A 14,480-nucleotide genomic window follows, 5' to 3' on the forward strand; every position below is an offset into this window, starting at 1 on the left:
CATAATTAGGAGTAAATAATGAGTGTATTAATTGATAAAGACACCAAAGTTTTGGTGCAAGGTTTTACTGGTAAAAACGGTACTTTCCATTCAGAACAAGCTATCGAATACGGTACTAAAGTTGTTGGTGGTGTAACCCCAGGTAAAGGTGGTCAAACTCACCTAGGTCTGCCAGTATTCAACACTATGGCGGAAGCTATGGAAGCAACTAACGCTGATGCGTCAGTTATCTATGTTCCAGCTCCTTTCGTACTAGACTCAATCATCGAAGCGGTAGACGCAGGCGTTAAGCTAATCGTTGTGATCACTGAAGGTGTTCCAACTTTAGACATGCTAAAAGCAAAACGTTACATCGAGCAAGCTGGCGATGTGAAAATGGTTGGTCCAAACTGCCCAGGCGTAATCACTCCAGGTCAGTGCAAGATCGGTATTATGCCAGGCCACATCCACTTACCAGGTAAAGTGGGCATCATCTCACGTTCAGGTACTTTGACTTATGAAGCTGTGGCTCAAACCACTAAACTAGGCTTCGGTCAGTCAACTTGTATTGGTATTGGTGGTGACCCAATCCCAGGTATGAACCAAATCGATTGCTTGAAGATGTTTGAAGAAGATCCACAAACTGAAGCTATCGTACTAATCGGTGAAATCGGTGGTACTGCTGAAGAAGAAGCAGCCGCTTACATCAAAGATCATGTAACTAAGCCAGTTATCGGTTACATCGCTGGTGTTACTGCGCCTAAAGGTAAGCGTATGGGCCATGCTGGTGCGATTATCTCTGGTGGTAAAGGTACTGCTGAAGAGAAATTCAAAGCATTCGAAGAAGCGGGCATCGCGTATACTCGTGACCCATCTAAGATCGGTGAGACAGTTAAAGAAGTTACTGGTTGGTAATTTGCTTTGTCTTTCAGACAGATTAACCCCTGTCTTTGAATGAAAAAGGGCATCCTGCGGGATGCTCTTTTTTTTGGCTTTATTTTTAGCTTTTATTTTTTTTAGCTTGGGTGGATATCGTAATAATTGACCCTTGTTCACTGAATAAGGGTCAAAGTTTGCTACAATATGAGATGAACCTTATACCAAATATAAATTCTAAATTTATCAAAGTTGGATGCTTATGACCACTCAAGTTACTCATGCTGTTATCCCTGTTGCCGGCTTCGGTACCCGTATGTTGCCTTTATCAAAGTCTGTGCCCAAAGAGCTGTTACCACTAGGCAATCGTCCGGCCATTCATTACGTTATTGAAGAGGCCATTGCTGCAGGTATTAAGCACATTGTGTTGGTGGGTCATGCGCAAAAAAGCGCCATCGAGAATTACTTTGATGTCAATGCTGAGCTAGACAATCAGCTACGGGCTAAGGGTAAAGAGGAGCTTGCTGATAGCTTAAACTGGTTACCAGAGGATGTGTCAGTATCTATGATTCGTCAGGGCAAGCCCTTAGGCCTAGGCCATGCGGTATTAAAGGCGCGTCCTATCGTAGGCGACAATCCTTTTGCGGTATTGCTGCCTGACGTGGTGCTTAACCCATTCACTACCGATATGGACAAAGACAACCTGGCCTATATGATTCAGAGCTTTGAGCAAAGTAACCATTCTCAAATCTTAGTGAGTGCTGTGGCTGACGAAGACGTGCATAAATATGGTATTGCTAAGCTAAAAGAGGCCGATCAACTGGAACAATTATCTGATAATAAAAATGCCAACTTTGCAGTATCAGGCTTTGTCGAAAAACCACAGTTAGCGGATGCGCCTTCTAACTTGGCCGTGGTGGGGCGTTATGTCTTTACCGCTTCTATTTTTGATTATTTAGCCGAGACAAAGCCTTCAGTGGGCGGTGAGATTCAGCTGACCGATGCCATTGATGCGCTAATCAGTACTCAAGGGGTAGATATCACCACTATGCTGGGCGAAAGCTTTGATGCAGGCGATATGACCAGCTATATGAAGGCCTTTATCTACTTTGCTGAGCAGCAGTTACAAGCCTAACCTTAGCCCTATCGAGTCCCTTTACTATGATGAACGCCAGCAGAAATAATTCTTTACCCACTCAATTGCCTGAGTGGCAACAGCTACAACAGTTAGCACAAAAGCCTTGGTCTTTAACGCAGCTATTTGATCAGCAGCAAGATAGAGCACAAAAGTTTAGCGTCCAGGCCGCAGGCATTTATTTTGATTACTCTAAGCAGCTGTTAGATGAATCCGTCAAGAAGCAACTGATTCAGTTGGCAGAAGCTTGTGGCTTGCAGCAAAGAATCCACAGCCTGTATCAAGGCGACAAGGTAAACAGTAGTGAGGATAGAGCAGCATTACACACTGCACTGCGTTTGCCAAAGACCGCCAAACTATCCCACCAAGGTATGGATGTGGTAGCAGAGGTCCATGACAGCCTAGAGAAAGCAGCAGACTTGGTGAGCCGAATCCGCAATGGTATCTGGCGCGGTTATTCGGGCAAAGCCATTACCGATGTGGTTAATATTGGGGTAGGTGGCTCAGATTTGGGACCGGTTATGGCCAATACTGCGCTCGATGAGTGGGCGGACAGTGACATTGAGGTCCACTTTGTGTCTAATATGGATGGCACCCAATTGGGCAGCTTGTTGGAGCGCCTTAATCCAGAAACGACCTTATTTATCATCTCCTCTAAGTCTTTTGGTACTGTGGATACCTTATCTAACGCAGAGACGGCTCGAGCGTGGCTGCTGAGCACAGGAGCCAGTAAAGCCACCTTACTGCGCCGACATTTTATTGGTATTTCTGCTAATCCTGAGAGAGTCAGTGCTTGGGGAATTGCTCCAGAGCACCAATTGAAGCTCTGGGACTGGGTTGGAGGCCGTTTCTCAATGTGGTCGGCCATTGGTTTAGCAGTGGCTATTCGCATTGGTACTGAGCGCTTCAATGAAATGCTGCAAGGCGCCTATGCGATGGATCAGCATTTTTTACATGCTGAATTTGATCAGAATTTACCGGTATTATTGGGATTGATTGGGGTCTGGAACAGCACCTTTTTAGACATTAATGCCCATACCGTGCTACCTTATGATGGTCGTCTTAAATACTTTCCAAGCTACTTAACCCAACTTGAAATGGAGAGTAATGGTAAATCAGTGACCCATAACGGTCAGCCCGTTACTTATGCCACCTGCCCAATTTTATGGGGAGAAATTGGCTCTAATGCGCAGCATGCTTTTTATCAACTGCTGCATCAAGGCACCCAAAAAGTATCTTGTGATTTCATTGCCTGCGTCAATTATTATCAAGAGTCTGAATCTAGTGAACTAAAGCGTCAACATGCTTTGTCGTTGGCCAACTGCTTGGCGCAAAGTCGCGTCCTAGCTTTTGGTAACGAGGCGCTTGCTGCTAAACCTGGGCAAGAAGTATCAGAATTGGACAAATTTAAACGCTATCGTGGCAATCAGCCATCGACCACTATTTTATTAGATGAGCTAAGCCCGAGCAGCTTTGGTGCCTTAATTGCTTTGTATGAACATAAGGTGTTTGTCATGGCCAGTCTTTGGGACATTAATCCATTTGATCAATGGGGTGTGGAGATGGGTAAAAAAGTGGCCGATGAAGTCTTTGCTCATATTCATTTAGTAAAACCTGAGTCAAGTGCAGCTGTAGAAGAACAGGCCACTTTTGACAGCTCTACTCAGGCTTTATTACAGCATATTAATAAACAAATTGAAGAAAAGTAAGCCTGAGCATTAACAATAATAAAGTTATAAAAAACAATAAAAAGGATGATATTTGATGAACATGCCCGCCTATGTTAAGACCAGTAAAAGCTCAGAAGACAACCCGTGCGTAATTGTGGGTCACTCAATTGATGCCATTACCACTGCTACAGTGATGGTGAGTTTGGGAAATAAGGTCAGTTTGTATACCAATCAACAACAGCTAGAACATACCTTAACCAACTATAAATTCGAGTATCAACAGCAAGCTTTATGGAAGCTGTATCTAAACCAAAAAAATATCGTGGTACAGCCTATTCCAGAACAAGCGACTGAAGTATTTACTCAGCAAGTTGCGAGTTTATACTGGCTGTTTCATAGTGACTTGCCTGAGACTTGGTGTCAGAGTAGTGACAATAAGCCGGCTTGGGTAACTCAGATGAATGAAAGCCAAGTTCCCAGTCAAACTCCAGTGATCATAAGTGGTATTAGCACTTTGGGAGTTTTTGCCAATATTGCTGATTATTGTCAACGTCCTTGGGTTTATTACGTACCCTTTGTATTTTTACAAGACGGTAGCGCCTACCTTTCAATGCTTTCGCCTAAGCTATGGCTGATGGGAGAAAAGACAGCCGACTCAATAGATAAAGTGGCGATATTACAACCCTTAATTGCTCAAGCTCAGCGCAGTTATATCAGTGATATTGCGACTATCGAATTCTCGCGTAGTGCCATCATGAGTATGCTTGCCACTCGGGTTAGCTTTATGAACGAGTGGTCCAGACTCGCTGATCATCAAGGGGTAGATATTCAAGAAGTGGCTGACATTATGGGGTTAGACACTCGTATTGGTAGTAGCTACCTGAAGGCAGGGTGGGGCTTTGGTGGCACAACCTTGCCGGCTGAGATTAACGCATTACAGCAAACCTTGGCGCACACTCAAGTGGATCACCGTTTAATGCAAGCGGTGGATCTTATCAATAATGATCAAAAGGAGCTTATTTTCCGTAAATTTTGGCAGTATTTTGATGGGGCTATTGAGAATAAACAGGTCTGTATTTGGGGTGCAAGCTATAAATCAGGTTCAGGTCGCACCTCTGAGGCGGCTATTCACCCGTTATTAAACTTGTTATGGTCTTATAATATTACCACTCAGGTCTATGCATCAGAGGCGAAAAGCGAGTTGGCGGGACTATATCCTGATCAGCCGTTATTACAGTTTATTGAGAGTCCAACCAAGCAGTTAGCGGATTGTGATGCCTTATTTGTACTATCATGGCCACAGACCAAGCGTCTACCAATCAGTGCCCTTAATGAGGTGGTGATACCGGTATTTGATGCCCAAAATGCGTTTACTAAGGATCAAATTCAGTCACTGACTGGTGATTATAAAGGTATTGGCCGCAGTAAGTAGGCAGTTTTTGTTTCAGGCTTTAGGGGGCAAGCAAAAAGAAAAAATCCCGTTAATCCAAAATTGGTTAACGGGATTTTTCAAGCCAGTTTTTAGTGAATAAAGCTTTACCTCACAACTTAAAAATCAGATCTAAGCAAGCTTAGCCCCTTGTGTGGCCAACCACTGCTTAATTTGGGCAGTTTTTTCAGTCAATAAAGCTTCATCACCCTTGGTCTCGATATTGAGACGAATTAAGGGTTCAGTGTTGGAGGCACGAATATTAAAACGCCACTGGCCAAAGTCTAGACTCAGCCCATCCAAAGTGTTTTTATCGGGGTTTTGCGTACTAAAGTAGTCTTCAAGGGCGCTAATGATTTCATCGCTGCTGGCCTCAGTCAGTTTAAAGTTAATCTCGCCTGAGCTTGGGTAGGCGCTGATACGCTCATTGACCAATTGACCTAATGATTTGCCGGTGGTCGATAACAGCTCAATGGTCAGTAGCCAAGGGATCATGCCACTATCGCAATAAAAGAAGTCACGGAAGTAGTGGTGAGCACTCATTTCACCGCCATAGACGGCTCCTGATTCACGCATGACTTGCTTAATAAAAGAGTGGCCTGATTTGCTAATCACTGCCTCACCATTACCTTCTGCGATAATCGCTTCGGTGTTATAGAGCACGCGGGGGTCATAAACGATGGCCGCACCGGGATGCTTTTGTAAGAAGGCTTGGGCGAGCATCCCAACCACATAACTGCCTTCGACAAACTCACCTTGAGCATCAAATAAGAAGCAGCGATCAAAGTCGCCATCGAAGGCGATACCTAAGTCGGCTTTATTATCAATAACAGCTTGTTTGGTAGAGTCACGGTTGACCAAAATCATAGGATTGGGGATGCCATTGGGGAAACTGCCATCTGGTGTGTGGTGCACTTTGATGATTTCAATAGGGGCGTTTTTTTGCTGTAAACGCTGTTCTAATAGGTCTACTGTGGGACCAGCACTACCATTGCCTGAGTTGATCACAATCTTTAATGGCACCAGCTTATCAGTATCGATAAAGCTCATTAAATGATCGACATAAGCGGTTTTATCAAACCTTTCTACTACTTTGCCGGCTTGAGTAGAGGCGGCAAAATCACCTTGTTCTGCTAAAGCTTGAATCTCTGCTAATCCTGAATCGGCACTAATAGGTCTTGAGCCTTCACGGACCAGTTTTAGGCCATTGTAATTAATCGGGTTGTGACTGGCGGTGACTTCAATGCCGCCCAATGCATTATAGTGACTGGTGCCAAAATACACCTCTTCGGTACCGGTCATGCCAAGGTCAATAACATCAACACCGGCATCGATAATACCGCGAATGGTGGCCTGTTTAAGCATTTCGCTTGAGTCGCGGATATCGCAGCCAATAACGATGCTATTTTCTAAGGTCTCGTTACCTTGACTGTCATTTTTTTGACTGGCTAAAATCTGGGCAAAAGCACGGCCGATACGATAAGCAATGTCTTCATCAAGGTTAACGCCCAATTCGCCACGAATGTCATAGGCTTTAAAAGAGGTGATTGGGCGATGGGCTAAAGCCTCATTTGAGCTAGAACTAAGATGAGAGTTATCAGAATTATTAGGTAGGGTCATGTGAAGCCTTTTTGTCAATTAAATGAGCAGTACAATAAATAATCAGTACTAAAATAGGTAAACTCAGAGCGCCATGAAATAGGCTTAGATAGGGGTTAACTATAGCCAAACACGTCTCTTGAGTAAACCTTATCTTTGATATCTAACAGCTCATCATGCCAGCGGTTGGCGATAATTAAATCGTTTTGCTGTTTAAAAACCTCTAATTCATTAATCACGGTGCAGCCTTCAAAACTACCCGCCTCTAAAGCAGGTTCGTAAATACTGATATTCATCCCATACTGTTTCAGTATATTAATCACATCAAGTATTGCCGAGTCTCTAAAGTTATCGGCGTCTTTTTTCATACTCAGGCGGTAAACCCCGACTTGATGCGGTTGTTTTTCGATAATTTGACGGGCTATAAAACGTTTTCGGGTGTTGTTGGCATCCACCACAGCATGAATTAAGTTGGCAGGAATACCCGCATAGTTGGCTTTAAGCTGCTGCGTATCTTTGGGTAGGCAGTAGCCACCATAGCCAAATGAGGGGTTGTTATAATGTTGACCAATGCGTGGATCTAAGCCAACCCCAGTAATAACAGACTGGCTATTTAGCTGATACTTTTCGGCAAAGCTGTCTAACTCATTAAAAAATGCAATGCGGGTGGCCAGATAGCTGTTAGCAAACAGTTTCACTGCTTCTGCTTCAGTCGGAGGCATCATAAGCGTTGCCACATTAGGGGCCAGGCTAGCTTGTTGATACAAGCTCATTAATGCCGCGGCCAACGCTTGCTGCTCGCAAGTGGCACCCACAATGATGCGTGAGGGGTATAAGTTATCATACAAGGCTTGGCCTTCGCGTAGGAATTCAGGCATAAATAAAATCTGATTATCAAACTGTTGACGCATGCTGTCGGTAAAGCCAATTGGAATGGTTGATTTAATGACGATGGGCACGGTAGCGTTTTGCTTTCGAACTGCAGTAATACTGGCTTCTACTGAGGAAGTATCAAACTTACCCGAGGCCACATCATAATTGGTCGGCGTGGCAATAATTACCAAATCACTGTTTTGATAAATGCCCTGATTGTCTATTATTGAGTACAACGTAGGGCTTAGGTTTAGCGGCTTATTGGTCAGATAATCACGAATCTCTGTATCTTGGAGCGGGGACTGATTTTTCTTTAGTAGCTCTATCTTGTTTGGGTCGATATCAAACAGCGTCACCTGTGTATTTAAATGAGCCTGTGCCAATAAAATGGCGTTGGATAATCCCACATAACCGGCACCAATCACCGCAATATTTTTTAAAATAGGAGGGTCAGAGAAATTGTTTGAGGGGTTAGATTGGAGAGGTCGAGTTGAGGAAAGGTTTGTTTGATCAGTCATAGCTTTTTTCTTCTTATTTACAGGTGTATTGTTGGGCTCATCACAACGAAGCCGAGTTATGTTCTACCAAGTCATCAAGACACTGGTAAAATGATACACTGCAAATATGACAGTCTAAGTAACGCTATTATTAGAGCAAACTTGGGGCCATTGATTAGAATCTGTCAAAATATTTAAACAGTACAATAAAAGCGCAAATTAAACCTAGTAAAAGACTGTTCGCCAAAATTATTCGGGGCGAACTGTTACTCGCTTATTATTTACAAGATTAAAACGAATCAAAGGGAAGTAGGGTCATGTCAGCACACAATACAACCGAGCTAGAGCACAGCATAACCGCACCAACCCCCGTTGCCGGCACGCCCAAAGCAACGACAGAGATAGAGGATTTATTAGCCTTGATGGCCAGACTGCGTGCTGATTGCCCGTGGGACATTAAGCAGACCAACCATAGTCTAATTCCTTATGCGATAGAAGAGGCGTATGAGTTGGCTGAAGCCATTCAAGAAGGTGATATTGAAGACATCAAAGGGGAGCTTGGCGATGTGTTATTACAGGTGATTTTTCATTGCCAAATTTATGCTGAGCAGCAGCAATTTGATTTGGGCGATGTGATTTATACTTTGCAAAGTAAGCTGATTCGTCGTCACCCTCATGTATTTGAAGCGGATAAACTGCCTGATGAAGCAGCGGTCAAAAAGCGCTGGGATGAGATTAAAGCGTTAGAAAATGCCGAACGTGAGCGCCGTGGTAAACCAAAACGCAGTCTCGATTCAGTCAAAGCAGGCAGTGCCTTGATGCAAGCGCAAAGCCTGCAAAAAGAAGCCAGTAAGCTTGGCTTTGACTGGGAAGGCGTCGCTGGAGCCGTAGAAAAGCTAGAAGAAGAGATTGCTGAATTAAAACAAATTCTACCGCAAGAGGGTGAGCGTATTGTTGATGTTCATAAAAAAGAGCTGGAAAAAGAGCTCGGCGATTGTGTTTTTGGCTTAGTGAATGTGGCACGCAAACTTAACTTAGATGCCGAAGCAGCCACTTTGACCTGCGTGCATAAGTTTCGTTCACGTTTTGGTTTTATTGAGTCTGAGTTGGCTAAGCAAGGCAAGACAGCAGAGGACAGTAGCTTACAGGAAATGGATGCCTTATGGGAGTTAGCCAAACAGCATGAATAGTGCTGTCAGACGGTTAGCGATAAGTTTTTTATTCCTATTTCAACTAGCTTTGATGCCCAGTGCTTGGGCGCAGCAATGTTACGCTGATGCCAATCAGGCGTATGCTCATCTGATAAATCAAGAGCAAAACCAAAAGCTAGCTAAGCAAAGTGTGGTTATTAACTTAAATACCGCCACTGAGGGAGAGTTAACTCAGTTAAAAGGCATCGGCAGTAGCAAGGCACAAAAGATAATTTTGTATAGAGAAGCTTTTGGAGCATTCGGTTCTGTTGATGATTTGGCAAAAGTCAAAGGCATTGGTGACAAAACCGTTGCCAAAAACCGAGTCCGAATGAGTGTGGAGTAGGCGTGCTAACTTAGCCTATCCCTTAAATCTATTCAGTTTACTGAAAGCTCATAACTGACAAACTGCTTTAATAATCTCATCGTCAGCAGCCAATGGTTGCCATTGTAGCTGTTTAAAACTCGCAGCAGACAAGGCGTCTTTGCTGGTCACACTGGTGATGGCAGGTTGACTGCAATTTACCAGCTGTGGAATGATTTTGGTACTCATGCGTCTTTCAAACAAGTAGATATTACTGCGTCTGATATCCTCTGTTGCTGGGGTAATTCCAGCTGCAATGGGTTTTCCTGCCTCGACTGCCATAAAGCGAATCACTTGCGGCTTTAGGTAGCTCCAAGGGCGATACCACACTTGACCTTCAACGGTTTTCACCACTTTCACTTGCTCGGGCAGCCTATCTATTTGCTGCTGTTGCCAATTGTACTCTTGATGAATTTGAAAGCCTAACATACCAATGCCTGCAAAAATGGGAATGAGCCATTTTGGGGCTTGCTTGCCAGCAAACTTAGTAAGGTGGCGGATAATCAAGGCAATACCAGCCATACCAAAGCCTGCAGTTATCGTGGCAATAAATTCATAAATCATGGGCAGGGTCCGAGGTTAATTGGTTGAAAAAAGCTATCTTAAAAAAAAGCTATCAGGCTAATAAACAAAAGATGAATAAGTCGCTTAATTGACCTATTCATCTTCTGCGTTGACTCAATGGACGAGCCACTGAGTCATTTTGAGATTAAAGTATAAACACGGTCTTATTATCACAATCAATGATCAATAGCCGCACCAGCACCGCGAGGAGAGCGAACGCTTTCGACCAACTGCTGAATATGGGCAGGAGGCGCCTGAGTCATTGAAGACACCAAGAAGGCTAAGATAAAGTTAATTAGAGCACCAACGGCACCAAACGACATTGGCGAGATACCAAATAACCAGTACTCAGCGGTATCAGGGAAGTTGGCAGTATCTGGGATAAAGAACCAACCTTTGTACACGAAGATATAGACCAAAGTAGTAATTAAACCGGCCAACATGCCTACAATAGCCCCATAGTTGTTGATGCGTTTTGAGAAAATACCCATCATCAAAGCAGGGAATAGCGAAGCACCAGCAATACCAAAGGCCAGCGCCACCACTTGCGCCGCAAAACCTGGTGGGTTAATCCCTAAGTAGGTTGCGACCACAATAGCAACTGCCATTGAGATACGGGCCACCAATAGCTCACCTTTATCGGTAATATCAGGATTAAAGTTACGCTTGACTAAGTCATGACTAATGGCAGAAGAGATGGCTAATAGTAAACCTGCTGCGGTAGATAAAGCTGCAGCCAAGCCGCCTGCTGCGATTAAACCAATGACCCAAGGTGGCAAATTGGCAATCTCAGGGTTGGCCAATACCATGATGTCATTGTTCACATCCAGTTCGTTACCTGCCCAGCCTGCATTAGTAAATTTACCTTCAAGCTCTGCTGCATGTGCTATTTTCGCTTCTTCAACGGCAGCTGTGGCAGCAGCAACATCGCCACCTTCACTTTGAGCAGTAGCCAATGCCGCTTGCGCTGCACCTAAGCCACTATCATTATACATTTGGATACGGCCATCGCCGTTTAGATCATTGTATTGAATTAGACCGGTTTCTTCCCAAGTTTGCATCCAGCTTGGACGCTCATCATAACGTAGCGCAGGCGCTTCAACACCTTGAGGATAAACCGTATCCATAAGGTTTAAACGGGCCATAGCGCCCACAGCAGGAGCGGTAAAATATAACAGGGCGATAAATACCAATGCCCAGCCTGCAGACCAACGCGCATCCGCTACTTTAGGGACCGTAAAGAAGCGAATGATAACGTGCGGTAGACCGGCAGTACCAATCATTAACGATAAGGTGAATAGCACCATATTTAATTTATTAGGCACATCAGCAGTATAAGCCGTAAATCCTAAATCGGTAACTACTTGGTCAAGCTTAGTAAGTAATGGGATACCCGATTCAGTATGGGTTGAGAACATCCCTAAGCCTGGGATAGGGTTGCCGGTTAATTCAAGAGAGATGAATACGGCAGGAATGGTATAAGCAATAATTAGGACCACATACTGAGCAACCTGAGTATAGGTAATACCTTTCATACCGCCCAATACGGCATAGAAGAAGACCACCACAGCGGCAATCATCAGCCCCGTGGTATTGTCTACTTCTAAAAAGCGTGAGAAGGCCACACCAGCGCCTGTCATCTGACCGATAACATACGTAGTAGAGGCAATAATTAAACAGGCCACAGCGACTAAAGCTGCACCCTTAGAATAGAAGCGATCGCCGATGAAATCTGGCACTGTGTACTTACCAAATTTACGTAAGTAAGGCGCTAGTAACATAGCCAAAAGAACATAGCCACCAGTCCAGCCCATTAGATAGGTGGAAGCTCCATAACCGCCAGCGGCCAACATTCCTGCCATGGAGATAAAAGAGGCGGCACTCATCCAGTCAGCACCAGTTGCCATACCGTTTAATACGGGGTGAACACCACCCCCAGCCACGTAGAATTCTTTGGTAGAGCCAGCTCTAGCCCAAATAGCGATAGCAAAGTAGAGTAGAAAAGAGGCTCCAACAAATAAAATATTAATGGTGAATTGACTCATAATCTACTCCTCATCTAAGCCGTATTGTTTATCTAGCTTATTCATACGCCAAGCGTAGAAGAAGATCAAAATAATAAAGGTAATAATTGAGCCTTGTTGGGCAAACCAGAAACCAAGATCAGCACCACCGAAGGTTATGCCTGACAATAAAGGACGGAATAAAATACCCATACCATAAGAGCAAAAAGCCCAGATAAATAGACAGATGAGGATCAAACGGATGTTGGCTTTCCAGTAGCCTGAAGAATCTTGTGAGGGACTCATAAGACAAACTCCTTTTGTCAATGAAAGGGGGAGGGAGCCCCCTTAAGGGAAAACTGCTTCCTGCAGTTGCAAAATATAGTGTAAGGATTGTGTCAACAACCCTTTTAAAGTAACCGAGATCGTATCAAAATAGTTACTGCTTGTTTTTTAGTTTACAGCCGTCATATAGAGATAGCAATAATTATTTTAACAGAACTTGGAAGAAATCCACTATGAATAGAGGCATAGGTATCTACACGAATTTGCTAGCAGACTATTGACAGCATACTTTTTGAAGCACGGCCCAAAGATCAGTCAAATAGCTGTTTGAACTGTGCTTGTAAGTAATAAGATTCTTGTTCTTGAATCATGACTTCTATTTCTTGCTTTAGTGCCTTAAGGCTTTTCAACTTGGCTCGGGTTTCATCTAACTTGACTGCTTGTGCTTTGATTTCATCAATCCACTCTTGGAGTTTTTTCGGATTTTTAGCACATTTTTTCAAACGCTTAATAGCATAATCAGTTAATACCGTTTCATCTTTTAGCTCAATAAACTCCACTTTGAGTTTGGTGAGTTGCTGATTGAGAGCATTAATAAGGCGAGCTTCATCAAGCTCCGAGAAAGCATTAAACTGATTGTCTCCAACATGAGTCATATATAACTGAATGATAGTAACAATATCCCCTGTTGCTTTTGCATGACTTAATTCTGCCATAATAGCTTGATTTCGTTCTCGTACAGTGTCATTACTTTGTTTGTCAGGGTGTAAGGCTTTAGCTGTACGACGAAACATTTGATTGAACCACTTTCTAAAATCAGAGTCGGCGTCAGCAGTTGAATGGTTATTGATAATAGGTTTTTCTTCATCAATACTACCCTCATTTTGTTCAAAAAACTGAGCTTCACTAAAACCTTCAAGTATATGGGTTATATTCTCAAAATCCCAGCCCTCTTCTGGTGTGGGAACTGGTCCTCCATACATGTCTTCAACCAAGGTTTTAAAGGTGTTTTGCATATGCTGTTCGAATTCTTCGGACTCCTCATCAGATAGTTTGTACTTGATGACTTTTTGAGTAGCATTTGAAGCTTTTAATTGTAGCTGCATTCCTATATCAGGGCTGATATCCATTACATCTTCAAGTAGATCTCCTATCCAATCAATTATAAACGTTCGTTGCCAATCACTAATGGTCTTACGTTCAAAAAGTTCTATTAATCGTGTAATGAGAGAGACCAAAGAAGGTAATAAATATTCTACTTTTGTAGGAGCAATCGCTTGGTGGTATAACCCTAGGTGGCTATCCATTTTGGAAATATAGTCTTGATTACGCTGTTTTTGCTTTAATATTTTCTCCCATAATTGGTTTATTTTGTGTTTTTGGGAATTAGTGTCAGTGGATTTTAGCAACGAGTTACTGGTTAGTGATGTGCTAGAACTCTGCTTTAATGAGGTTTTCTTGTCTTTAGAAGTATTGTTTTTAAGATTTTTTGAGTTTTTCATGGCATTCCTTTTGTGTTAGTGATGATATAATCGACGATTTTATCATGAGTTGCCCAAAAACCGGATATAAGGCGACAACAACTGTCATTTATTGTTGATATTCCACTTTCAACTCTTTGTAACTTGCCAAAAATAAAGGCTTAGGAAGATTCGAACTGATAAGATGAATTCTTAAGCCTTCTATAATCAATGGGTTAGGGAAAAGAATTGAGATTCGGGTTATCACCAGTCGCCGTAAAACCACCCACTTCAGGGGGTGGATATAAGGCGACACACACTGTCGTAAGAAGTCGTTAAAGGGTTGTAAGCTAAAATTAATCTTGCGATACTAAGCATATGAAAACACTCAAGCTACGCATTAAAGACAAACACATAAAAGAGCTGAATCGTCTAAGCGGTTCAGTGAACTTCGTGTGGAACTATATTAATGCACTTTGCTTTGAGCATCTAAAACGTACCGGTAAGTACTTTTCAGCCTATGATTTAAACCAGTACACCAAAGGTAGCGGTGAGT

Annotated in this window: 12 protein-coding genes and 1 pseudogene; 7 read left to right on the forward strand and 6 right to left on the reverse strand. The window is 43.1% G+C overall.

Translation table 11 applies throughout. The annotated features are described in order from the left end of the window. Positions 1-18 precede the first annotated feature (18 nt). From sucD to A1232T_RS01825, 4 genes are all read left to right on the forward strand, one after another. Entirely contained in the window at positions 19-894 is an 876-nt protein-coding gene (sucD, locus tag A1232T_RS01810) for a succinate--CoA ligase subunit alpha (protein WP_077447771.1), read from the forward strand. Between the two features lie 217 nt (positions 895-1,111). Beyond that, positions 1,112-1,990, forward strand: a complete 879-nt coding sequence (locus A1232T_RS01815) for a UTP--glucose-1-phosphate uridylyltransferase (protein WP_077447772.1) — start codon at positions 1,112-1,114, stop codon at positions 1,988-1,990. 29 nt (positions 1,991-2,019) lie between these two features. Beyond that, positions 2,020-3,699 carry a glucose-6-phosphate isomerase gene (pgi, locus tag A1232T_RS01820; RefSeq protein WP_077447782.1) on the forward strand — a complete coding sequence of 560 codons (1,680 nt, stop codon included), beginning with the start codon at positions 2,020-2,022 and terminating at the stop codon, positions 3,697-3,699. A gap of 55 nt (positions 3,700-3,754) precedes the next feature. Continuing rightward, positions 3,755-5,092, forward strand: a complete 1,338-nt coding sequence (locus A1232T_RS01825; protein WP_077447773.1) for a UDP-glucose/GDP-mannose dehydrogenase family protein — start codon at positions 3,755-3,757, stop codon at positions 5,090-5,092. Between the two features lie 129 nt (positions 5,093-5,221). On the opposite strand, the gene A1232T_RS01830 is transcribed toward A1232T_RS01825, so the two are convergent. Together A1232T_RS01830 and A1232T_RS01835 are read right to left on the reverse strand one after the other, a co-directional pair. Then, on the reverse strand, positions 5,222-6,709 hold the full coding sequence (locus A1232T_RS01830) for a phosphohexomutase domain-containing protein (protein ID WP_077447774.1): 1,488 nt from the start codon (positions 6,707-6,709) through the stop codon (positions 5,222-5,224). A 95-nt stretch (positions 6,710-6,804) separates the two neighbouring features. After that, on the reverse strand, positions 6,805-8,079 hold the full coding sequence (locus A1232T_RS01835; protein ID WP_077447775.1) for a nucleotide sugar dehydrogenase: 1,275 nt from the start codon (positions 8,077-8,079) through the stop codon (positions 6,805-6,807). A 296-nt stretch (positions 8,080-8,375) separates the two neighbouring features. Between A1232T_RS01835 and mazG the strand changes: the two genes are divergently transcribed. After that, entirely contained in the window at positions 8,376-9,248 is an 873-nt protein-coding gene (gene mazG / locus A1232T_RS01840) for a nucleoside triphosphate pyrophosphohydrolase (RefSeq protein ID WP_077447776.1), read from the forward strand. After that, the gene (locus A1232T_RS01845) at positions 9,241-9,594 is read left to right on the forward strand and encodes a ComEA family DNA-binding protein (protein WP_077447777.1); all 354 of its coding nucleotides are present in this window, start codon (positions 9,241-9,243) and stop codon (positions 9,592-9,594) included. Before mazG ends, A1232T_RS01845 begins: the two co-directional genes overlap by 8 nt. A 48-nt stretch (positions 9,595-9,642) precedes the next feature. Here A1232T_RS01845 and A1232T_RS01850 read toward each other — a convergent pair whose 3' ends face one another. The 4 genes from A1232T_RS01850 to A1232T_RS01865 all read right to left on the reverse strand — a co-directional run bounded on the left by A1232T_RS01850 (position 9,643) and on the right by A1232T_RS01865 (position 13,966). Next, positions 9,643-10,176: a hypothetical protein gene (locus tag A1232T_RS01850; protein WP_077447778.1), complete on the reverse strand. Its 534-nt coding sequence runs from the start codon at positions 10,174-10,176 to the stop codon at positions 9,643-9,645. A gap of 176 nt (positions 10,177-10,352) precedes the next feature. After that, the gene (locus A1232T_RS01855; RefSeq protein ID WP_077447779.1) at positions 10,353-12,221 is read right to left on the reverse strand and encodes a sodium:solute symporter family protein; all 1,869 of its coding nucleotides are present in this window, start codon (positions 12,219-12,221) and stop codon (positions 10,353-10,355) included. A 3-nt stretch (positions 12,222-12,224) separates the two neighbouring features. Then, positions 12,225-12,485 (reverse strand): DUF4212 domain-containing protein, encoded by a 261-nt coding sequence (locus A1232T_RS01860; RefSeq protein WP_077447780.1) that lies wholly within the window; start codon positions 12,483-12,485, stop codon positions 12,225-12,227. Positions 12,486-12,775: 290 nt separating this feature from the next. After that, complete coding sequence (locus A1232T_RS01865) at positions 12,776-13,966, reverse strand: hypothetical protein (RefSeq protein WP_077447781.1); 1,191 nt, start codon at positions 13,964-13,966, stop codon at positions 12,776-12,778. Positions 13,967-14,302: 336 nt separating this feature from the next. Here A1232T_RS01865 and A1232T_RS14320 point away from each other — a divergent pair. Continuing rightward, positions 14,303-14,480 (forward strand): annotated as a pseudogene (locus A1232T_RS14320) (RNA-guided endonuclease InsQ/TnpB family protein); the annotation flags it as partial.

Source organism: Psychrobacter pasteurii (assembly GCF_900162815.1).
Lineage (GTDB): Bacteria > Pseudomonadota > Gammaproteobacteria > Pseudomonadales > Moraxellaceae > Psychrobacter > Psychrobacter pasteurii.

Excerpts from the sequence above, each read along its gene's own strand:
- sucD (WP_077447771.1), top strand. The coding sequence starts at position 19 with ATGAGTGTATTAATTGATAAAGACACCAAAGTTTTGGTGCAAGGTTTT.
- A1232T_RS01815 (WP_077447772.1), top strand. The coding sequence starts at position 1,112 with ATGCTTATGACCACTCAAGTTACTCATGCTGTTATCCCTGTTGCCGGC.
- pgi (WP_077447782.1), top strand. The coding sequence starts at position 2,020 with ATGAACGCCAGCAGAAATAATTCTTTACCCACTCAATTGCCTGAGTGG.
- A1232T_RS01825 (WP_077447773.1), top strand. The coding sequence starts at position 3,755 with ATGAACATGCCCGCCTATGTTAAGACCAGTAAAAGCTCAGAAGACAAC.
- A1232T_RS01830 (WP_077447774.1), bottom strand. The coding sequence starts at position 6,709 with ATGACCCTACCTAATAATTCTGATAACTCTCATCTTAGTTCTAGCTCA.
- A1232T_RS01835 (WP_077447775.1), bottom strand. The coding sequence starts at position 8,079 with ATGACTGATCAAACAAACCTTTCCTCAACTCGACCTCTCCAATCTAAC.
- mazG (WP_077447776.1), top strand. The coding sequence starts at position 8,376 with ATGTCAGCACACAATACAACCGAGCTAGAGCACAGCATAACCGCACCA.
- A1232T_RS01845 (WP_077447777.1), top strand. The coding sequence starts at position 9,241 with ATGAATAGTGCTGTCAGACGGTTAGCGATAAGTTTTTTATTCCTATTT.
- A1232T_RS01850 (WP_077447778.1), bottom strand. The coding sequence starts at position 10,176 with ATGATTTATGAATTTATTGCCACGATAACTGCAGGCTTTGGTATGGCT.
- A1232T_RS01855 (WP_077447779.1), bottom strand. The coding sequence starts at position 12,221 with ATGAGTCAATTCACCATTAATATTTTATTTGTTGGAGCCTCTTTTCTA.
- A1232T_RS01860 (WP_077447780.1), bottom strand. The coding sequence starts at position 12,485 with ATGAGTCCCTCACAAGATTCTTCAGGCTACTGGAAAGCCAACATCCGT.
- A1232T_RS01865 (WP_077447781.1), bottom strand. The coding sequence starts at position 13,966 with ATGAAAAACTCAAAAAATCTTAAAAACAATACTTCTAAAGACAAGAAA.